The following is a 20160-nucleotide window of genomic DNA, read 5'->3' as shown; positions in this document are numbered from 1 at the left end:
CTAGTTCGTCCTTTAATCTTGAAAGTCTAGTATATAAAAAATACCCGCAGTTAGCACACTCTTTTTCAAGTGTCCTAACTACAGGTACCATATTACATGGAAGGCTTGCAGATTCTCTTCTTTTATCATCGAAGTTAAATGTAGTAAGTATAATCCTCTGGAATAACACGTTTTAAGAATTTCTTCGTGCGTTCCTCTTTCGGATTAACAAATATATCATGAGGGCTTCCTTCTTCTACAACGATACCACCGTCCATAAAAATCACACGGTTTGCTACGTCTTTTGCAAAGCCCATTTCATGAGTGACAACAAGCATCGTTGTTCCCTCTGCGGCAATATTCTTCATAACCTGAAGGACCTCTCCTACTAACTCTGGATCAAGTGCAGAAGTCGGTTCATCAAATAAAATAATATCAGGATTTAACGCTACTGCTCGTGCAATACCAACTCGCTGTTGCTGACCTCCAGACAATTGACTTGGATAGGCATCATATTTTTCTGATAAACCTACTTTATCAAGCGCCTTTTTGCCAATTTCAATGGCTTCTGCCTTTGGAATTTTACGTCCTATAATAAGCCCTTCTGTCACATTTTCTAGCGCTGTTTTATTCGTAAAAAGATTGTAGTTTTGGAATACAAAGGCTACACGTTGCCGAATGGAATGTACGTCCTTCTTCTTCACATTTTGAAAATCTACTTGGATATCACCAAATGTCGCATGTCCTTGGTCGGCTTTTTCTAAAAAGTTAATGCAACGTAATAATGTCGTTTTTCCTGAGCCGCTTGGACCTAAAATAACAACAACATCTCCTTTATCAATGGCTAAATCGACACCCTTTAAAATTTCATTGTCATCAAAAGATTTATGGATATTTTTAATTTCTAACATACTCGTTCACCCCTTAGGCTTTTACCACTTTGAATTTACTTAAATGTTTTTCATATCGTTTAAAAATGTATTCAACTGTACTACATAAAATTAAGTACACAATGAAAATATCAATATATGCTTCGACATAATTGTAGCCAACATTGGCAGCTACCTTAGCCTTTAATGTAATTTCAGGTAAGGACATTGCATAACCTAAAGACGTCGCTTTAATGAGATTGACTGTAGCCGTACAAATATTTGGCATCGCTACTACTAAAGCCTGTGGAATAATAATACGGCGATAAGCTTGAAATGTTGATAAGCCTACTGCATGAGCAGCCTCTAGCTGACCTTTTTCAATCGTACTTAAAGCAGAACGAAATACCTCAATTAAAATTGCCGTTGTACTAAATGCGAAGACGATAAATGCATACCAAATCGGATTGATTTTATAAATATCATAGGCAATATTATATTTTTCAAAAATCATTTTAAGTAGTAACGGGATACTACTATAAATAATAAAGATTTGAATGATTATAGGTGTACCTCGGACAAAGGAGACATAAATTTTTGCTATATGGTGGATCACTGGGATTTTATTGACCCGTGTTAGTGCTAGTAGAAAGCCAAGTGGTAGAGCAATAAGCATAGCAACAATTGTCACAAGGAGTGCGATAGGTACACCTGATAATGCAACAAAAAATGTTTCAACTAAAAATTGATAATTCATGGTTTCGCCTCCTTACGTTGTTTCTAATGTCTTTTTCCCCTTACCAAAGAACTTTTCTAGCATAGCGAAGAATTTTTCGATAATAATCGACAGCACCCAATAAACAATCGCTAAAGCAATATATATTTCTAATGCATGTGCATTAATATTACTTGCGATAATTAAATTTGCCTTTCCTACAATATCAATTAAGCCGATTGTATAAGCGAGCGCCCCTTCTTGTAATAACGCAATCATTCCATTCCCAAAGTTCGGTAAAGCGATCACGAGTGCCTGTGGGAAAACAATACGTCGATAGGCTTGAAATGGCGTCAATCCCACACTAACAGCCGCTTCAAATTGCCCTTTATCAATCGCTAAATAAGCAGAACGAATAACTTCTGACATAATCGCAGCAAACTGTAAAGTGAACGTTACGACTACGAAAATGGCTGTTTCGATTGCATGGAGATTTATGCCGAAGTTTTCCGCTAACGCTGGAACACCATAATATACGAGGAATAATAAGACGATAGATGGTGTACAACGCATAATCGTTGTATATAAGTTCGCTAATTTTCGCAGCAATTTTATTGAGCTTAACTTGGCAGTCGCTAATAGTAAGCCAAATATTGTGCCTAGTACAATGGAAGACCCTGCAATTAAGAAGGTAACTTTTAAAAACGGCAATAATACAGGAATTGAGTTCCAAATGTATGATGCATCAAAATACTTTTCCATTTCCTCACCAACTTTTATATAAATGTCTGGACTACAGCAAAAAGTAATAGTTCTCTCTGTATTAATAAAGACTGCTGAGTATACTGACTCAACAGCCTTTTATTTGGTAGTAGCTGTAACACTTTCTTTTCAAAGAGGTATCTCCTTTGATCAGCTACCGCCTATTAGCGCTTCACAGTTTCTAACACTTCAAATAAATCTCGACCGTAAAACTTAGTGCTTAATTCATTTGTTTTCTTTTGCTCTTTAATTTTTGCTATAGCTTTATCGTAAGCATCAGCAAATTCTTGTTCCTTTTTATTGAATAACGGCCATGTTTTAATAACGGCAAATTCGTTGTAAACTACGTCATCCTTTAAATTATGATAGGGGCCATCTTCTGCTAAAACTTGTTGTTTAAATGGACCTTCAATCATCACACCGCCATCGACACGTTTTTCATTTACCCATTGCACAACATCGACAGTGAACGCATCTCCAGCCTGTAATTTCACTTGATTGTCTGGGTTGGCTTTATTATATTCATCAATAATTGTGTATTGAGCATTATTCGCAGCAATTGGTGCTAATGAATAACCTTTTTTCGCAAAGTCAGTTAAATTTTTCACACCTTCATCCTCTTTACGTAATACTAAACCCGCACTACTTAAGCCTAAAAATTCTTTAGGGAAAATAAACTTTTCCGTACGTTCTTGTGTAAAGAAAGCATTTTTAATTCCTACTTGATATTTCCCTTGCTCAACACCAATTAGTAAATCATCACTAGTAGTCCCTACAAATTCAAACTTATAGTCAGGTAACATTTCATCTACTAGCTTCATGACTTCCACATCGTAACCTGTTGGATTTCCGTTATCATCAATATAACTAATAGGCTTAGATGCCTGATCATATGCAACCTTCACTGTACGTACTTTCGCGCCATCCTCTGAGTCTTTATCTGAAGCTTCACCTGAATTACAGCCCGCTAAAATAGCAAGTGAAGCCAACCCGATTGCTGCCAATTGGAAAATCTTTTTCTTTTGTTTAAACATATGTCATTTCCCCTTATTCTCCATTGTTTTGTTCAATTGCTGCCTTTGCCAATTTAATAATTGTCATATCATCCATCGGTGGATTATGAAGTCCTGCACGAACATTTCGATAGTAGCGCTGTAATGGATTTGTTAATTGTAGGCTTTTAGCTCCTACTACACGCATTGCCTTATCGACGATTTCAATCGCCAAATTTGTTACCGTATGCTTAGCAACTGCCATTTCATTTACCAAAAGCTCACGTCTAGCTGGGTCATCATAAGCTTCGGCAACCCCATACAGTACAAAGCGCGCTTGATATAGCTTCAATTCAATATCACCTAGAAGTTGCTGCACATTTGGTAATGTACTAATTGGAGCATTTAAACTATTAGGTTGATAATGATTGGCAAAATGCAGTGCATAATCACGAGCTGCCTGCGCAATCCCTAAGTATGTTGCCGGTATATGTAGCATCCAACCATTTATCTTGCCACCACTTGGGTGACCCGGTAACTCTACTAAATGATTTGAAGGGACTATCACATCTTTTAAAACTAGGTCATGACTGCTTGTGCCTCGCATTGCGGACATTTCCCAGTTTTCTTCAATTGAAAGCCCTTGGGCATCTTTATGAATAAGGAAGTAACCAATTTGATTTTTCTCCTCAATCCACGCTGATGTTAAAAAGTAATCTAGTACCGGGGAGGCTGTCGTAAAGATTTTACGTCCATTTAAGAGCCAACCTGCCTCTTTTGACACAGCATTTGTTCCTGGTCGCCCTCCACGTGTTGGACTACCAGTTGCCGCTTCACTCGCAGCCCTATTTATAATTGCTCCGTTCTTTATTTCCTGAGCAAATGAACTTAGTAAATCGTCTGTCCATAGCTTTTTCTCATATAGTTCGCCTATAACACCTAATGTCCACCCTAGTGAGAGTGAAGCATTCTCGTCGTAGCTTGCTAACGTTTCTTGAACGAGTACCATATCATAGACTGATAATCCTTCACCGCCATATTCTTTCGGTAAAGTTAGTTTTGGATAACCAATTTGCAGAAGTAGTTTATGTGCTTCGAATGGAAAACGAGATTGTTCATCTACTTCTTTAGCCTCAGCCTGGATTGACTCAGAAATAGACGCTAGCTGATCGAGCCAATACTGTTGTTGCTTTGTTTTAACAAATAAATTCTTCAAGAAAATCTCCTTCTTCCCAAAATGTATAAAACATATATATTTACTAAGGATTAATGTTGTAAAAAATCTCTAACTACGTTTTGTAGCAAGAGAATGCGTGGTACTGAATTTTCTGATTCGTTGACACTTATAATACTTTTCGCATTTAAAAATGTCAATGGGTTAATTATAAGTTTTTTTATAAGTTTTATATCCATTACTAACACGTCTTCTTTTTTCACCAAGCTCTGTTTATAACATATGCTACCACTATAGAAAGAGGTGCATGTATGACTAATAATATAAATCCATCTTTGAAGAATATGGCTATTTCACCTATGACTCCTCAGGTTATTCAGACGAAATTTGGCGATATTAATGGTGATGGCTTACTTGAAACTGTTCTTTTGATGGGGACTAAAACTTCAGATAGCCCTTTGTGGAAAAACCTAACGCTTGCTATTTTTTACGGACAGACGCACCAATTCGAAAAAATAATGCTAAAACAAAGCGTCGGCTATAACCCAACTATATTTTTAGGTGACTTTACCGGGAATCATCTAGAAGATATTTTAGCTATTTCTGATACAGGAGGTAGTGGAGGTATTATCAACGGCGAAATATTTGCCTCAATAAACGGAAAAACACGCTCAATTTTCGATGCCGAAACGTTTAATAATAAGCTAAAGTACACTGTTAATTATCAAAATCAATATAAAATAGCCGTTCGTAGCATGAATCCCAAAAAGCAATATATCATCGATTTACAATACAAGGGTACAGATTATTTAGCGGAAATTTATAATCAAGACGGTACACTAAAGCAGCCTATTGAAGGATGGGTAGATCCAATCAGCGGATTGTATCCAGTAGATTATGAACGTGATGGCATATATGAGATTTTAGCGTATCAGGCTATTGCAGGCAGATTTCATGCCGATGGATTAGGTTATGTAGAAAATATTTTGAAATGGGATGGTCATGAATTTATAGTTGACCGTCAAACTGTAGGGATTTTTGGAGAAGATTTAAAATAAATATCCCTGTACTTATTTAGGGGAAAAAGCAAGAATCTGTCCGATTTCCGCAATCGAAATTGGACAGATTCAAACTTGCTTCTTCTAGGTAGGACAAGGTTTATTTTTCTACCAATGCAAAATAATTATTTTCGTGATCAGCAAAATTAAAAACCCTACCCATTGGCATCATTACTAAATCTCCTACTTTTACGCCCTTTGCTTGAAAATCCTGATATAAATTTTCTATATGATCTGCATAAAACATAATAGAAGGTGTCCCTAAATTTAATTCCGGCTGCATTTTTGCAATGATTTCTTTATTGTGAAGAACAAAGGTAGTTTGAGCTTCTTTAGTTGGAGCAATTTCAATCCAACGTACTCCTCCTTCTTCCTGGTCAGCAACTACTACAAATCCAACTTTTTCTGTCCAAAACTTCACGGCAGTATCCTGATCATTTACATATAACATTACTTGTCCAATTTGTCGAATCATGAAACGATTCCCTCCTCTTTTGAGCATTAGTATATATCAAAAAGTAGCTTTATATGTCATCTAACGGTTATCGGTGTTGATGATTTCTACAATTAATGCACAGATATTACAAAATGCTTAACTTTTATTTTATTTTTGATAAAATGATCCTAGTTATCTATTATTTACCTCATAAACGGTAAAGGATAGACTTATCACCATAAGGATTGAGTCGATGAGCCTCTTAGCGCAATAGATGTTTTTTTGTGCGAAAGCGTAGTGTTAACGTAGCGACAGCAGCAACGTGTTTTGTCTGTGCGAAAGCGTAGTGTTAACGTAGCGACAGCGGCAGGAGATTGGTCACTAAGGCATTATTACATACTCCATATTCGGTGATAAAACAAAGTTTAAAATACTAATTTCATAGTGAGGATAATTCAAGTGAAACAACTAAGTTTAAGGAAAAAGCTCATTTTTTCGTTTTTAGCAATGCTTCTCATCCCAACACTGTTAATTGGAATTGTGTCTTACCACAGTGCTGGAAAGCAAATTTCAAAAGAACAACAAGCAAGTGCAACTGAGAGTGTGCGCATGCTTAATACGAATATTACTAACACGATTGAGCCAAAAGTGAAAGACGTTCAATATTTTTCAAACAAGCTCAATCAATCTTATTTACAAGAAGGTAAAATTACAGAACTTAAATCTCTATTCCACGAATACATGAACATGCATCCAGAGGTGGAGCTAATTTATATCGGAACCTCTGATGGCAGACTACTGGATGAGCCTGCTCAAAAATACCCTGGTGGGTTTGACCCTCGTACAAGATCTTGGTATAAGCAAGCCCTAGATAACAAAAACCAAGTATCCATTACAGCACCATACATTACACAGACTACAGGTGATATCGTTCTTACGATTACTCAGGCTTTACCAGACGGCTCTGGGGTCATAGGGTTAGATGTAAATATTTCTACACTAAGTACCATCACGAATGATATACGCATTGGAGAAACCGGCTTTGCTTCACTTTTAGATAGTAATAAAATTTATATTGCCCAACCAGATAAAGAAAGTGGTGCTGAAGCAACAGAAAGCTATATCACTAAAATCTATGAACAAGATAGTGGTACCATTATAGAAAAAAATCGTCAGCTACAATTTGTTACAAATAAGCTAACGGGCTGGAAAGTTGTGGGTACAATGTTTACAGCCGAGGCTGCAACTGCTGCTGCCTCGACATTTAATGTCAACTTAATGATTATCGCTATTTCTATTATTGTTGGCATTATTTTTATGCTATTCATGATAAAATCAATCGTTAATCCGATCAATCGACTTAAACAAAGCGCTATAAAAATTAGCGAGGGCGATTTAACAGCTTTTATTGACATTCATTCTAAAGACGAGATTGGACAGCTTGGGGAAGCCTTTATCGACATGAAGGTTAACTTAAAAAGCCTTATTCGTAACGTTGATCAAAGCTCCCAACATGTACAAACTTCAGCGCATGGCTTATCTGCAAATGCCGAACAAAATATAGCTGCTTCAGAGCAAGTTACGGAAGCTATGCAACAAGTTGCTATTAGTACAGAAAAACAAACTATGGGTATTGACCAAAATGCTGCTTCTATTGAGGAAATCGCAAAAGGAGTCGTCGAGGTCGCTGATAGCTCTATGCAGATTTCAGATTTATCGAGCTATGCTATAAAATTGGCCGACGAAGGTGGTCAAGCAGTAGAACAAACTGTTAATCAAATGATTTCTATTCATGAATCTGTGACACACTCGGATACGATGATTAAATCACTGTATGATCGAACAAAAGAAATTGGTTCTATTTTAGAAATTATTAGCGCTATTTCAAATCAAACAAATCTGCTTGCCCTTAATGCTGCTATTGAGGCAGCGCGAGCTGGAGAACACGGGAAAGGCTTTGCAGTAGTCGCCGATGAAGTGCGGAAGTTAGCAGAACAATCCCAGCAATCAGCAGAGCAGATTGCTGCACTAATTGCTGGCATTCAGCAAGATACGGCTAAGTCTGTTCAAACAATGATGAAGACTTCAGCGGATGTCCAGGATGGTTTACAGCTAACAGAAGATACAAGTAAAAAGTTTGCAAGTATCATTAAGGGTCTACACGAAATTGCTCCGAAAATGGAGGATATATCTGCATCTGCTCAGGAGATGTCAGCAGTAGTCGAAGAAGTTTCTGCAACAGCTATAGAGCTAACAGATCATGCTAAATTAAATGCAGCAGCGTCAGAGGAAGTTGCCGCTTCTACTGAACAAACGTTGTCTTCGATGCAGGATATGGCTGCAGCCTCAAAAGCACTTCTCGATATGGCTGATGAATTACAAAGCTATGTGAATCGTTTTAAATACTAAAAAGAAAAGCACGATGTTAGAAACATCGTGCTTTTTAATAGTAACTTTATTTATTTTCCTCATAACTAAATTGCCATTCAACACCAAATTTATCAGTAAGGGAGCCATAACATTTACTCCAAAACGTTTCTTGTAGCTCCATCGTAACCTTGCCACCATCTTTAAGGCTATCAAAAGCTTTGCGCATCTGTGCCTCATCGTCTGAGACAACGGCTAACGTTACATTGTTTCCAATCGTGAATGGGTTGCCCGGAAACGTATCTGAGAACATTACAGTACTACCGAAAATCGAAAGTCGCGTATGCATGACAAGATCTTTTGCTTCCTCTGGTAACGGATAACTTGGATTCTGTGGTGAATCTCCAAATGTCATAATTTCAGGCTTGCTTGTATTAAAAGCTTTCTCATAAAAAGATACAGCCTCTCGACAATTTCCATTAAAAATTAAATAAACCTCTACTGCCATTTCCAACACTCCCTTTGTCATTTTCGAAACAATTCTATTTTACATGGATAACAAATAATAGTACAAATTTTAGATAAAACCGATCAAAAAACGGCTTATCACCATAACGTGTGGTTGATTTCCGTTCCGACTTTTAATCCTATAACGGAAAATGATATATCTGTAAATTTCGCTTAATTCCTGTTCTTTCCTGCCAATTTTTTATTAATTTAGATAAAAGCTTTGACATTTACTCGAAAATAATGTAAATTACCAAATGACGAACAATTTAAATCAAAACTTAAAAAATATTCGTATTTTAGGAGTGTTTATAATGGATAACGTATTTGACTATGAGGATATTCAACTAATTCCCGCAAAATGCATTGTAGAAAGTCGCTCAGAATGTGATACTTCTGTTACTTTAGGCGGTCATACATTCAAGCTTCCTGTTGTACCAGCAAACATGCAAACAATTATCGACGAAAATCTTGCTGTGAAGCTTGCTGAAAACGGTTACTTTTATATCATGCACCGTTTTAATCCAGAGACACGTATCGATTTCATCAAAGATATGCAAGCTCGTGGCTTAATCGCATCAATTAGTGTTGGTGTAAAAGATGAAGAATACACATTTATTGAAGAATTAGCAGCTGCTAATTTAGTGCCTGATTTTATGACAATCGATATTGCACATGGTCATTCAAATGCTGTCATTCGTATGATTCAGCATATTAAAAAACATCTACCAACTAGCTTTGTGATTGCTGGTAACGTGGGCACACCTGAAGCAGTACGTGAACTTGAAAATGCTGGTGCAGATGCAACAAAAGTTGGTATTGGACCAGGTAAAGTATGTATTACTAAAATCAAAACTGGTTTTGGTACAGGTGGTTGGCAGCTAGCTGCACTGCGCTGGTGTGCAAAAGCTGCAACGAAGCCAATTATCGCTGATGGTGGTATTCGTACACATGGTGATATTGCAAAATCGGTTCGCTTTGGTGCTTCAATGGTGATGATTGGCTCATTATTTGCAGGTCACGAGGAGTCACCTGGTGAAACAATCGAAATCGACGGTAAAACTGTGAAGGAATACTTCGGATCTGCTTCTGAATTCCAAAAAGGCGAACGTAAAAATGTTGAAGGTAAAAAGATGTTTGTTGAACATAAAGGCAGCATCAAAGATACTTTAATTGAAATGCAGCAAGATCTTCAATCATCTATTTCCTATGCAGGTGGCAATAAACTAGATGCCATTCGAAATGTAGATTATGTAATTGTGAAAAACTCTATTTTTAATGGAGATAAAGTATACTAACAACGAAGGAAACCCAAACAAGAATGGCACAAATTCTTGTTTGGGTTTTTCTTTGGATTTCGTCTTCTCTAATCTGCAGGAGTTTTATATAGGTCTGCGCTGAGCAATTGAGGTGGTTCTTGGTTAGCCTCTTAACCGATTTATTCTTCGGGTTACCCGAGCAGGGTTGGCTCTTACCTGATCACTTCTTCAGACTACCCGAGCCGTTTTCGCTCCTACCTGATCACTTCTTTGGACTGCCCGAGCGTTCTTGGCTCTCGGCTCTTGGCTGACCGATTATTTGAAAATACACCTTTTCAGCAAAAGAAAAAATGCTACCGATTACGTGTAGCATTTTCCTTAAGATTATAGTTTGTTAATAACAGCGTGGATCGTTTCTTTTAATTCTGCATCATGATCAGAAAGGTCTACAAGGTTTGCTACACGCTCACGTAATACTGGACGTTCAATTACAAGCTTTTCATCAAGTACTTGTACTAATAACTCGATAATAAGACGATCACGTACGTTTAATGCTTCTTCTAAACGCTCTGGTGTAATTTTTGCATCTGTTTTTGCTGCTTTAGCCATTTTAAAAACCCCTTTTAAATTTTATATTCATGCACATCTATTTTAGCATACAGCTAATTTTTTTTGAAAACTTTCTTTCGCGAATATATAGGCTCATCACCATAACGTGTCGTTGATTTCCGTTCCGACTGGGCCAACATGATGTTGGTCACGAAGGCGTTATCACAGGACGTGATGGTTTTAGCCTTCGTTCCTCTATTGCTGATCCCCAAGGAGTCGCCCAGCCGTAACGAAGATCAACCTATATACATAACATACGTTTTAACAAATATCATCCACAGCTTTTGGTGATAATCCAATATACACCAAAACTTTACAAATATACACATATACATTTACGATAAAATGTTATATTCGAATCATAAAATGATGACGCTCAACCATATGATTATGTGTTCTCTATTTAGTTTTTCATATTCACTTAGGACGATTTACAAGATTGGAGGAATTCTGTGAACCAAAAGAACTTAACTTACTTACAAATAATAAAGGCTGTACCGAAATCTTTACAATTCTTTCTAAATGTTTGCCTTGTACTTCTAGCGCTCATTTTATCCTTCCTACTTTGCAAAGAACTCATTCAATTCCTTAAAATTTTATTATTCAACAACAATGGCGGAGACTATAAGCTTTTCCTCGCTAATATTCTTATTTTCTTCTTGTATTTTGAATTTATCACGATGATCATTAAATATTTTAAAGAGAATTATCATTTTCCACTAAGGTACTTTATATATATAGGAATTACGGCCATGATTCGATTAATTATCGTAGAGCATGACCACCCCATTAACACCTTAATTTATTCACTTATTATTTTAATATTAATTATTAGCTATTTTATTATTAATATTACGCCATTGGAACGACCTGTACGCTCTGCCCTCTTTATGAAAAAAGAACAATAGCTTTCTACTGTGGAATTGCTTTATTACAGTAAGCAAAACACTTGAACCTTAGAAAAACGAGCTATTTATTCGTTGGCAATCTTTTCTTTTTCATGAAGGAAATCAACTACAAATTAGCTCGACTCCTGTCATTGGAATGAAGTTTCATTTCAAAATCACGGAGTCACATTCCCACCAACTAGTTTGTAATCTTCCCGTAGCCCATAATACTGAAAATGATGCATCATTGTTTTGATTGTGTATAAGAGGTCCTTTAACTACTCTCTTGTTGGCTGTAAACTACCCTTCTGATGTATAAAATCTTCTTCCTTCAATAATTTTTCAACGATTCTCATATACATCCCCATCCTACACTAAATTTATTATTAAGCATGCTTTTTTTTACATTAATTTCAGTCCTTGATAATAACATATATTACCACGTGTAAATAATACTGTCTGTTGATTGCATTAAAACCTGAAGTAATTAAGGTGAGCCCTCCTTATTAGATGGATACAGAAAGGAATTATAAGGTGGTACATAAGTGCTTGTTGTTTTAAGTCAACTACATAAACCGTTTAATAGCTAGATCCTTATTCAGTATCTCTAACTGGCAGTAACAATGAACTGCGCACAATATTATCATGGTCTTGTCGATTAGGGCATCAGGCGGTGATTACAAGCAGCTGGGCTACAAACAAAGGCAAAGCTCGGATCTATGATGTGTTGAGCACATACGGATTGTTTTTTTATGAACAACTCAAAATGGGATGGCGTTATGGACTTTGGACAGCATGAATTATTGAAGGGAGACGGAAAGAATGAATCTGATTGATGCATATATTCATGAAGTAACTAAAAGGATCCACAAAGAAAAACGTGATGAAATCAGTCTAGAGTTAAAATCTACTATTGAAAATATGTTACCTGAAGATTATTCAGAATCAGATATAAAGGAAGTGCTTAAAACGCTAGGAAATCCTGTAGAAGTTGCAGCAAGCTATCAAAACACACCACGATTATTAATCGGTCCAAAAGTGTTTGACACTTATATAAGGACCATAAAATTAGTTGTTCCTTGGGCGATTATTATTACAGTTATTGTACAGATGATAGAAAGTATTGTGCTTTATAGTGAAGAAGGTGGTGCTCTTCTGTCTGCTATTATTAAAACTATTTCTATAACTATCGCTCATATTATTTCAGTAATCATCTACGTACTATTCTGGATTACAGTTACTTTCATTGTCATAGAACGATCTGAAGGAAATAATATTCGAATACCCCTTATAAAAAACCATCCAGAATGGACACCTGATGATTTAGCTAAAGTTAAAATAATTCCTAAGGAAAAAACGATTTCACTTAATGATAATATTTTTAGTTTCTTAGGTATCGCTATCTTCTCCTTTGTCTATTTCAATGCTCATCACCTTATAGGAATCTATACCTCACACAATAAAGGTGGCTTTAAATTTGTTATGCCTATATTCAAGCAGGATGTCTTACTCTCCTTTGCACCGATTATTTTAATTTGTATCATTTTAAGTGTAGCTTTAACATTATGGAAATTGAAGGCTGGCCAATGGACAATGTTAATTGCCGTAGCTAATGCTCTTCTTCAATGTACAGGAATCATTGTTTTTATTCTCATGGCTATTCACCCTGATCTCATACACAGTCCCGCTATACCTTATATCGCTGCGATTACGGAAACGACCTCTGCTAAGATTTTGATTGCTATAGATCGAATATTATTCGTAAGCATTGCTATCGCCATCATAGCAAATGCATTTGATATTTATAGTGGCTTTAAAAAGGCTAAAATTTGAAAAGAAAATACGTTTTGGGGCTGACTCTTTCTTGTTGGCCCTATACTTATTCATCTATTTTACTACCTACTAAAAAACATATAAAAACTCCCCCATCGCTCAAAATACCGTTATTCTCTAATGTTTTGTATAATAAAGTTGAGAGTTTTATTAAATACATTCATAAATAATCTGCACTAATTCAGACAAAATAAGGGGAAATAATTATGACCATTCTTCTTGTAGATGACAATCAAGTCAATCTATTTGTAATTGAAAAAATATTAAAAAATGCAGGTTATGATAACTGTGTTTCTCTAACATCTGCCTATGAGCTTTTTGATTATTTACAGTTAGATGTACCAAATTCAACAGGAAATTCAGTAGATTTAATTTTATTAGATATTATGATGCCTGAAATAGACGGTATTGAGGCCTGTAAACGTATTAAACAAAATGAACGATTAAAAAATATCCAAATTATCTTTGTCACAGCTCTAGAAGATAAAAACACGCTCGCCGAAGCACTTGATATCGGTGGAGTTGATTATATTACGAAGCCCATTAATAAAACCGAGCTTCTTGCTAGAATTCGAGTTGCTTTACGATTGAAAGCTGAATTAGATTGGCATACTCAGCAAGAAAAGAAAATACAATACGAATTAGATTTAGCCACACACGTACAAAGAAGCCTTTTGAGCGCCCCTTTAAATGAGGCTACTATTCAAATAGAGGTCTCTTATCTTCCTTCTTCTAATTTAGCAGGGGATATGTATTATTGGCATAAAATAAATGATCATCGATATGCTATCATTTTGCTTGATATGATGGGACATGGTATCCCTGCAGCGCTTGTTTGTATGTTTATCTCCTCTGTCCTAAGAGAAGCTGTTAAACAATTAGAAGATCCTGAATTAGTTATAAAAGAGTTAAACCGTTATATGACACTTTTACGAAACGGAAAAGAGGACAATCTTTTTTATTTCACAGCTATTTATTTAGTGATAGATACAGAACAAAAAACCATTGAATATGTGAACGCTGGTCATCCTTCTGGCTATGCTCTAGTTGACGAAAAGACGCTCGTACATTTAAATCAAGGAAGCTGTGCAGTCGGCTTTTTCGATGAGATCAACGTACAAAAGCAATGCATTCAATACAATGAGGAAGTACAAATTATTTTATATACGGATGGTGTGTTAGAGGCAATGGGACCATGTGAAATGGAATCCGAGAAGCATTTACAAACACTAATATCTACGAAATGGGATCATTCTCGACGTCTGATTGACCATTTACTGCCTATGGAGAAACAAGGGAATCAACCAGATGATATGTGTGTATTAATGATACAGGCACGGTAAACTACATAAAAAGTGGCTGTTGCCTAAGTCTTTACTGTGGAGAAACTTGGACAACAGCCTATTTTTTATCTTACTTTATCTTCTGATATATTTTTTCATTGCCTACGATTTCTTTATATTTTGAAATAATATCTTCAAATCGGAGTGTCTCTTTATCTCCTAAGCATAAAAATCCATTATCACTTAGACTTTCGGAAAACAAATGATGCACCTGGTTTTGTAACTCAGGTGAAAAATAAATTAAAACATTTCGGCACATAATGACATGAAATTCATTAAACGATTGATCTGTTACTAAATTATGCTGTGCAAATATAATGTTTTTTAACAGTGACGGATGGAAATAAGCATTTTGATAATCTGTTTTATAGTATTCGGAAAAAGCATGGATGCCGCCTGCAAGCATATAGTTTTTCGTATATGCCTGCATTTTGTTAATCGGAAATACTCCTTTTTTTGCCTCTTCCAATACTTGTTCGTTCATATCCGTAGCGTAAATAACGGCTTGATCCATTAACCCTTCTTCCTGTAGCAAAATAGCCATGGAGTATACTTCCTCACCCGTGGCACATCCTGCATGCCATATCCGAATTTCAGGGTAATCTCTTAGATGCGGTACAACCTCTTGGCGAAAAGCCTTAAAAAAACTAGGGTTACGGAACATTTCAGTCACATTTATAGAAAAATCATTCAATAGTTGCTCTAAAAAATCATTTTCGTGTATTACTTTTTCAAGTACACGAGAAATGGTTGGAATATTACTCATCCTCATCCTACTATAAACCCTTCGTAATATAGAAGAACGATTATATTGTCGAAAATCAAATCCCGATAAACGATAAATAGCCTCAAGTAACAAATCAATTTCTAAATCTGTATGTTTTTTTTGCTGCAAAGGAAATCGGTCCATTTTATAAACTCCCTTTAGAAACTAGCCATACTCTTAAAACGGATATTAATTGATCTAAATTTAATGGCTTACTTATATAATCTGAAGCACCAGCCTCTAATGTTTTATCTCGGTCATTTTTCATGGCCTTCGCTGTTAAAGCGATAATCGGTAAATCCGTAATCTTCATTTGTTTGCGTATAATCGACATCGTTTCATAGCCATCCAAATTCGGCATCATGATATCCATCAGAATAAGATCAATTTCATCATTAGCTTGCATAATATCTAAACACTCTATCCCATCTTTGGCAACTAAGATATTCATACCTCGTTTTTCGAGTGCGTTTTTTAATGCATATATATTACGGTAATCATCGTCTACAATTAAAATATTTTTCCCTTGAAAAACTTCTACCTCTTGTTGAGAGAAGTCCTGAGTTTCCGATAGTACTTCCATTAGCTCTTCTAATTCATTAGTAGCCCCTACTTCATGAATAGCAAGTTCAAGACGTTTTTGCTCTTCGATGCCATTTGGCAAGCTTGGGATTGTTAGTGTGAATGTACTACCTTGCCCTTCACTACTTTGTAAAGAAATCCAGCCGCCAAGTAATCCCACAAGCTCTTTACAAATGGACAAGCCAAGACCTGTTCCACCGTATTTACGTACTGTTGCCCCATCAGCCTGTTGGAATGATTCAAAAATAAGCTGATGCTTGTCCTTCGGAATCCCTATTCCTGTATCGGAAACTATGATCTCTAACCAGTCAGCACTAACATCCTGCATATTATTTGTTAACTGTTCTTCACTAAGCTGTTTAATGTCAAGATGAACTGAGCCTTGTGTTGTAAATTTAAAGGCATTTGATAATAAATTTTTCAATATTTGCTGGAATCTTTGTTCGTCAGTATAGAAAATATCGACTACATTTTCGTCTTTCGAAATATAGAATTGTAGATTTTTTTTCGTTGCTACAGGCGCAAAAGTTTGCTCGATTTGTACAGGAACCTCACTCATATTCATTTCATCAAAACTAATATCCAGCTTACCTGCCTCAACTTTTGATAAATCTAAAATATCATTAATTAATGCCAGTAGATCTTCCCCTGAAGAATGGATAACCTTTGCAAATTCAGCTTCCTCTTCTGATAAAGTATTTTGGCTATTTTCAGCTAACATTTCAGATAAAATTAATATGCTATTCAGTGGCGTTCGTAGTTCATGTGACATATTGGCTAAAAACTCAGATTTATAATTTGAATTTAGTAACAACTGTTCCGCACTTTCCTCTAATTCTTTTTTAGCTTGTTCTAATTCTCTCGACTTTAACTCTGCCTCTTTTGTTCTTTCTTCCAATTGGTCATTAATCATTGTCAGTTCCTCTGTTTGCATCTGCAATTCTTCTGATTGTGTCTGAAGCTCTTCAGATTGTGCCTGTAATTCCTCTGTCATAGCTCTTGACTCGTTCAATAAACGGACAATTTCCATACGCCCTAGGACACTGTTGATCGTTAATCCAAAGGTTTCGATAACTTGCTTCACTAATTCCTGCTGCAGCTCATTAAAGCTAGTTATTGTAGCTAATTCAACAACAGCGATTACGTCATTTTCAAATATAATAGGGACGATAAAAATACCTTTTGGCGGTACTTTCCCTAAACCAGTGCCTATTAAACGGAAATCTTCTGGAATATCATTATAAATTAAAACCTTTTTTTCTAAAGCACATTGTCCAATCAAGCCTTGTCCCAGTTTAAAGCTCTCAATTCCAATGTTATCCGTTGCGTCCGCAAAAGCAGCTTTTTTTACAAACTGTATATGATTATCAGTAGTTTCACGAACATAAAATGCGCCAAGGGAAGACTGCGTTTTTTGCGCTATTTCTGAAAGGAAGGTTTCAGCTAATTTGGTTATAGCAGAAATACCTTGATATTTTGTGACAATTTCTGCGATATTCAACTGTAGCCATTCTCTTCTCTCAAGCGCATCCAACAACTCATTTGTAGCGACTGCAAGAGCATTGATTTCATCATTTGTGCTAACATGAATTCGTCCTTTTTGATTGCTCTTGGAAGCAGTGATTTCTTGGATTGTTCGTGTAACCTCTGTTAACGTTTTTACGATTGAACGAGAAATACCACTTGCAATGATAATCGCAACAACTGAGATAAATACAAGTATGCCAAGCAGTGTAAGTGCTACTATACTATTTTTTTTGTCCAACTCGTTTACTTTGGCTTGCATCGTTGCAATTATCTCTGAACGAAGTGATTCAAACTGATCTCGTACTGTTTCTATGTCTCTAGGACCTGTACCTACCTTATAGAGTTCCCCTAATGCCCCCACATTTTTTTCTTTTTTAAGTTTAATGGAAGGTTCACCAAATGTTGTAACCCAATGCTCTATCGTTGCCTTTATCTCATTTAACTTCTGTTTTGTTGGTTTATTTTTTACAATCTGATAAAGTTCATTAAAATCAGATTCCCATTTCTCATCAGATTCATTATATGACTCTAAATAGCTTGATTCACCTGAAATAACAAAACTCCTCTGGCTCGATTCCATATCTAAAATGTGTTTTTCAATGCGATTGGTTAAAGCATGTATATTTGAATCATTCTTGATAATATAATTTCTTTCTTTTTGTAGAGAGGAAATTTGATTATTTAAGATAATCACTGATGCAAGTAAACAAAGTATGATAACAATATAGCCTAACGTAATTTTAGTTCGTATACTTATCTTTAATCTATTTAACATTTATTTTCCTACCTTTACCTCACATAAACTCTATTATCTAGTATCATTGTACATCAAAAAGTAACAAAGTTTCTTCCTCTTAGGTTAAGAGAGTAATCTCTTTGCGGAGAATACTTAACAAAGTTCACATTAAAAGGGTTCATCATCAAAAGTTGTGGATGACTTTTGTTAAAACGTCTACTATGGAAGTAAGTTGATTGGAGCGAAAATTGGGCGACTCCTTGGGGATTAGCGATAGAGGAACAAAGGCTAAAACCATCACAACCTGTGATAACGCCTTCGTGACCAATATCGTGTTTGGCCCGAGACCCTGCAGCGAAGCGGATGTTCTCTGTGCGAAAGCGAAGCGGCAGCAACAAATGTTTTATCTGCGCGAAAGCGAAGCGGCAGCGACAAATGTTTTATCTGTGCGAAAGCGAAGCGGCAGCAACAAATGTTTTATCTGTGCGAAAGCGAAGCGGCAGCGACAAAGCGTCAGTCAGAACGGAAATCAACCACACGTTTTGATGATGAGCCATTAAAAATTAATAAGTCCCATATTCCTTTCATATATATTTTATATTGGCCAATTTTGCCGAGACATAATTGATAGTAAGGAGAGAACAATTGTGGACATTTTCGTAAGATCAGGGGATTCTCTTTGGCATTTTAGTGAAGTGTTTAAAATACCTCTTCAACTAATTATAGATTCGAATCGAAATATTAAACCTCAATTTTTAAGAGTTGGACAACGCATTCGAATTCCGGGGTTTGTTACAGTCAATTATCAAATAAAGCAAGGAGATACTTTTTGGCAAATAGCCCAAAGCAGACATCTCCCATTAGTGGCCATTTTGCTTGTCAACCCTGGTTTAAATCCAAATCAATTACACATTGGGCAGACAATTCGCATTCCCCAACGAATCACACGGAGGCTCATCAATGGTAAACAAAATTATACTTACACAACCATGATGAACGATATCAAAAAACTACTCGATGCTTATCCGTTTCTACAAAGCTCTACAATTGGACATTCTGTTTTACAGCATGAAATCCCAGAGCTACTAATTGGGAACGGGGCTAAGCGTGTCCATTATAACGGCTCCTTTCATGCAAATGAATGGATTACAACTCCGATTATTTTAACTTTTATAAACGACTACTTACTCTCTCTCACCAATCAAAATACAATTCGCGGTTTATCCCTACTCCCACTTTACCAGCAAACAATCCTTTCTATCGTTCCGATGGTCAATCCCGATGGTGTTGATTTAGTATTACAAGGACCACCTAATGACGAAGCATTAAGAAATCAGCTTATTACTTGGAATAACGGTAGCACCGATTTCTCTGGTTGGAAGGCAAATATACATGGTGTCGATTTGAACGATCAGTTTCCTGCAAAATGGGAGCTCGAAAACGCACGAAATCCAAAAACACCTGGCCCAAGAGATTTTGGAGGCCAACAACCTTTGTCCGAGCCTGAGGCCATTGCTATGGCTGATTTAACAAAGAAGCGCGATTTTGCCAGAGTTCTGGCGTTTCATACACAAGGTAGAGTGATTTATTGGGTAACTAAACTGTTACAACAAATTTAGACAAAACTATACAAACTTGTATAGAAGCATAGATTGATAACAGAAAATACCCTTCGTATCAAGCGATTGGTGCGAACTCCACGTTAATTGCTTTTAACTCCTAAAGCCTTGTGACCAACGCGGAGCTGGAAACGGCAGAC

Annotated in this window: 17 protein-coding genes and 1 pseudogene; 8 read left to right on the top strand and 10 right to left on the bottom strand. The window is 36.3% G+C overall.

What is annotated here, in order from left to right:
- Nucleotides 1-134: 134 nt before the first annotated feature.
- The 5 genes from ACFXN8_RS24305 to ACFXN8_RS24285 form a co-directional block, all read right to left on the bottom strand.
- Nucleotides 135-890, bottom strand: coding sequence for an amino acid ABC transporter ATP-binding protein (locus tag ACFXN8_RS24305; protein ID WP_386848036.1), 756 nt, complete (start codon nt 888-890; stop codon nt 135-137).
- Nucleotides 891-903: 13 nt separating this feature from the next.
- The gene (locus tag ACFXN8_RS24300) at nt 904-1605 is read right to left on the bottom strand and encodes an amino acid ABC transporter permease (RefSeq protein ID WP_386848035.1); all 702 of its coding nucleotides are present in this window, start codon (nt 1603-1605) and stop codon (nt 904-906) included.
- A gap of 12 nt (nt 1606-1617) precedes the next feature.
- Complete coding sequence (locus ACFXN8_RS24295) at nt 1618-2325, bottom strand: amino acid ABC transporter permease (protein WP_386848034.1); 708 nt, start codon at nt 2323-2325, stop codon at nt 1618-1620.
- 164 nt (nt 2326-2489) lie between these two features.
- On the bottom strand, nt 2490-3359 hold the full coding sequence (locus ACFXN8_RS24290) for a transporter substrate-binding domain-containing protein (RefSeq protein ID WP_386848033.1): 870 nt from the start codon (nt 3357-3359) through the stop codon (nt 2490-2492).
- Nucleotides 3360-3372: 13 nt separating this feature from the next.
- Nucleotides 3373-4533, bottom strand: coding sequence for an acyl-CoA dehydrogenase family protein (locus ACFXN8_RS24285; protein WP_386848032.1), 1161 nt, complete (start codon nt 4531-4533; stop codon nt 3373-3375).
- Nucleotides 4534-4802: 269 nt separating this feature from the next.
- Here ACFXN8_RS24285 and ACFXN8_RS24280 point away from each other — a divergent pair, with 269 nt between their 5' ends.
- The gene (locus ACFXN8_RS24280; RefSeq protein WP_386848031.1) at nt 4803-5549 is read left to right on the top strand and encodes a hypothetical protein; all 747 of its coding nucleotides are present in this window, start codon (nt 4803-4805) and stop codon (nt 5547-5549) included.
- A 100-nt stretch (nt 5550-5649) separates the two neighbouring features.
- Here ACFXN8_RS24280 and ACFXN8_RS24275 read toward each other — a convergent pair whose 3' ends face one another.
- Entirely contained in the window at nt 5650-6024 is a 375-nt protein-coding gene (locus tag ACFXN8_RS24275; protein WP_376074208.1) for a VOC family protein, read from the bottom strand.
- A gap of 420 nt (nt 6025-6444) precedes the next feature.
- Between ACFXN8_RS24275 and ACFXN8_RS24270 the strand changes: the two genes are divergently transcribed.
- Nucleotides 6445-8394 carry a methyl-accepting chemotaxis protein gene (locus ACFXN8_RS24270; protein WP_386848030.1) on the top strand — a complete coding sequence of 650 codons (1950 nt, stop codon included), beginning with the start codon at nt 6445-6447 and terminating at the stop codon, nt 8392-8394.
- A gap of 46 nt (nt 8395-8440) precedes the next feature.
- Here the strand turns inward: ACFXN8_RS24270 and ACFXN8_RS24265 are convergent, their stop codons facing one another.
- The gene (locus ACFXN8_RS24265) at nt 8441-8860 is read right to left on the bottom strand and encodes a VOC family protein (RefSeq protein WP_376074210.1); all 420 of its coding nucleotides are present in this window, start codon (nt 8858-8860) and stop codon (nt 8441-8443) included.
- Nucleotides 8861-9173: 313 nt separating this feature from the next.
- Between ACFXN8_RS24265 and guaC the strand changes: the two genes are divergently transcribed.
- A complete protein-coding gene (guaC, locus tag ACFXN8_RS24260; protein ID WP_386848029.1) occupies nt 9174-10157 on the top strand; it encodes a GMP reductase in 984 nt (327 codons plus the stop codon).
- Between the two features lie 345 nt (nt 10158-10502).
- On the opposite strand, the gene ACFXN8_RS24255 is transcribed toward guaC, so the two are convergent.
- A complete protein-coding gene (locus ACFXN8_RS24255; RefSeq protein ID WP_376074212.1) occupies nt 10503-10727 on the bottom strand; it encodes a phosphate-starvation-inducible protein PsiE in 225 nt (74 codons plus the stop codon).
- A 452-nt stretch (nt 10728-11179) separates the two neighbouring features.
- On the opposite strand from ACFXN8_RS24255, the gene psiE reads away from it, so the two are divergent.
- The 3 genes from psiE to ACFXN8_RS24240 all read left to right on the top strand — a co-directional run bounded on the left by psiE (nt 11180) and on the right by ACFXN8_RS24240 (nt 14790).
- Nucleotides 11180-11635 (top strand): phosphate-starvation-inducible protein PsiE, encoded by a 456-nt coding sequence (gene psiE, locus ACFXN8_RS24250; protein ID WP_386848028.1) that lies wholly within the window; start codon nt 11180-11182, stop codon nt 11633-11635.
- Nucleotides 11636-12436: 801 nt separating this feature from the next.
- Nucleotides 12437-13447: a hypothetical protein gene (locus ACFXN8_RS24245; protein ID WP_386848027.1), complete on the top strand. Its 1011-nt coding sequence runs from the start codon at nt 12437-12439 to the stop codon at nt 13445-13447.
- A gap of 206 nt (nt 13448-13653) precedes the next feature.
- Nucleotides 13654-14790: a SpoIIE family protein phosphatase gene (locus tag ACFXN8_RS24240; protein ID WP_376078836.1), complete on the top strand. Its 1137-nt coding sequence runs from the start codon at nt 13654-13656 to the stop codon at nt 14788-14790.
- Between the two features lie 70 nt (nt 14791-14860).
- Here the strand turns inward: ACFXN8_RS24240 and ACFXN8_RS24235 are convergent, their stop codons facing one another.
- Together ACFXN8_RS24235 and ACFXN8_RS24230 are read right to left on the bottom strand one after the other, a co-directional pair.
- Nucleotides 14861-15700 carry a CheR family methyltransferase gene (locus ACFXN8_RS24235; RefSeq protein WP_376078838.1) on the bottom strand — a complete coding sequence of 280 codons (840 nt, stop codon included), beginning with the start codon at nt 15698-15700 and terminating at the stop codon, nt 14861-14863.
- Nucleotide 15701: 1 nt separating this feature from the next.
- The gene (locus tag ACFXN8_RS24230; protein ID WP_386848026.1) at nt 15702-18440 is read right to left on the bottom strand and encodes an ATP-binding protein; all 2739 of its coding nucleotides are present in this window, start codon (nt 18438-18440) and stop codon (nt 15702-15704) included.
- Between the two features lie 197 nt (nt 18441-18637).
- Here ACFXN8_RS24230 and ACFXN8_RS24225 point away from each other — a divergent pair, with 197 nt between their 5' ends.
- Nucleotides 18638-18961 carry a hypothetical protein gene (locus ACFXN8_RS24225; protein ID WP_386848025.1) on the top strand — a complete coding sequence of 108 codons (324 nt, stop codon included), beginning with the start codon at nt 18638-18640 and terminating at the stop codon, nt 18959-18961.
- 87 nt (nt 18962-19048) lie between these two features.
- Nucleotides 19049-19993: pseudogene (locus ACFXN8_RS24220) on the top strand (M14 family metallopeptidase); the annotation flags it as partial.
- Between the last annotated feature and the right edge of the window lie 167 nt (nt 19994-20160).

Origin of the sequence: Lysinibacillus sp. NPDC059133 (genome assembly GCF_042755925.1) — a bacterium.
Lineage (GTDB): Bacteria > Bacillota > Bacilli > Bacillales_A > Planococcaceae > Lysinibacillus.
The sequence above is the reverse complement of the archived record's forward strand: the minus strand, read 5'-3'. Positions and strand labels throughout refer to the sequence as shown.

Coding starts and splice junctions, on each gene's coding strand:
- ACFXN8_RS24290 (WP_386848033.1), bottom strand. CDS start 3,359: ATGTTTAAACAAAAGAAAAAGATTTTCCAATTGGCAGCAATCGGGTTG.
- ACFXN8_RS24230 (WP_386848026.1), bottom strand. CDS start 18,440: ATGTTAAATAGATTAAAGATAAGTATACGAACTAAAATTACGTTAGGC.
- guaC (WP_386848029.1), top strand. CDS start 9,174: ATGGATAACGTATTTGACTATGAGGATATTCAACTAATTCCCGCAAAA.
- ACFXN8_RS24305 (WP_386848036.1), bottom strand. CDS start 890: ATGTTAGAAATTAAAAATATCCATAAATCTTTTGATGACAATGAAATT.
- ACFXN8_RS24280 (WP_386848031.1), top strand. CDS start 4,803: ATGACTAATAATATAAATCCATCTTTGAAGAATATGGCTATTTCACCT.
- ACFXN8_RS24245 (WP_386848027.1), top strand. CDS start 12,437: ATGAATCTGATTGATGCATATATTCATGAAGTAACTAAAAGGATCCAC.
- ACFXN8_RS24275 (WP_376074208.1), bottom strand. CDS start 6,024: ATGATTCGACAAATTGGACAAGTAATGTTATATGTAAATGATCAGGAT.
- ACFXN8_RS24295 (WP_386848034.1), bottom strand. CDS start 2,325: ATGGAAAAGTATTTTGATGCATCATACATTTGGAACTCAATTCCTGTA.
- ACFXN8_RS24265 (WP_376074210.1), bottom strand. CDS start 8,860: ATGGCAGTAGAGGTTTATTTAATTTTTAATGGAAATTGTCGAGAGGCT.
- ACFXN8_RS24300 (WP_386848035.1), bottom strand. CDS start 1,605: ATGAATTATCAATTTTTAGTTGAAACATTTTTTGTTGCATTATCAGGT.
- ACFXN8_RS24235 (WP_376078838.1), bottom strand. CDS start 15,700: ATGGACCGATTTCCTTTGCAGCAAAAAAAACATACAGATTTAGAAATT.
- ACFXN8_RS24240 (WP_376078836.1), top strand. CDS start 13,654: ATGACCATTCTTCTTGTAGATGACAATCAAGTCAATCTATTTGTAATT.
- ACFXN8_RS24255 (WP_376074212.1), bottom strand. CDS start 10,727: ATGGCTAAAGCAGCAAAAACAGATGCAAAAATTACACCAGAGCGTTTA.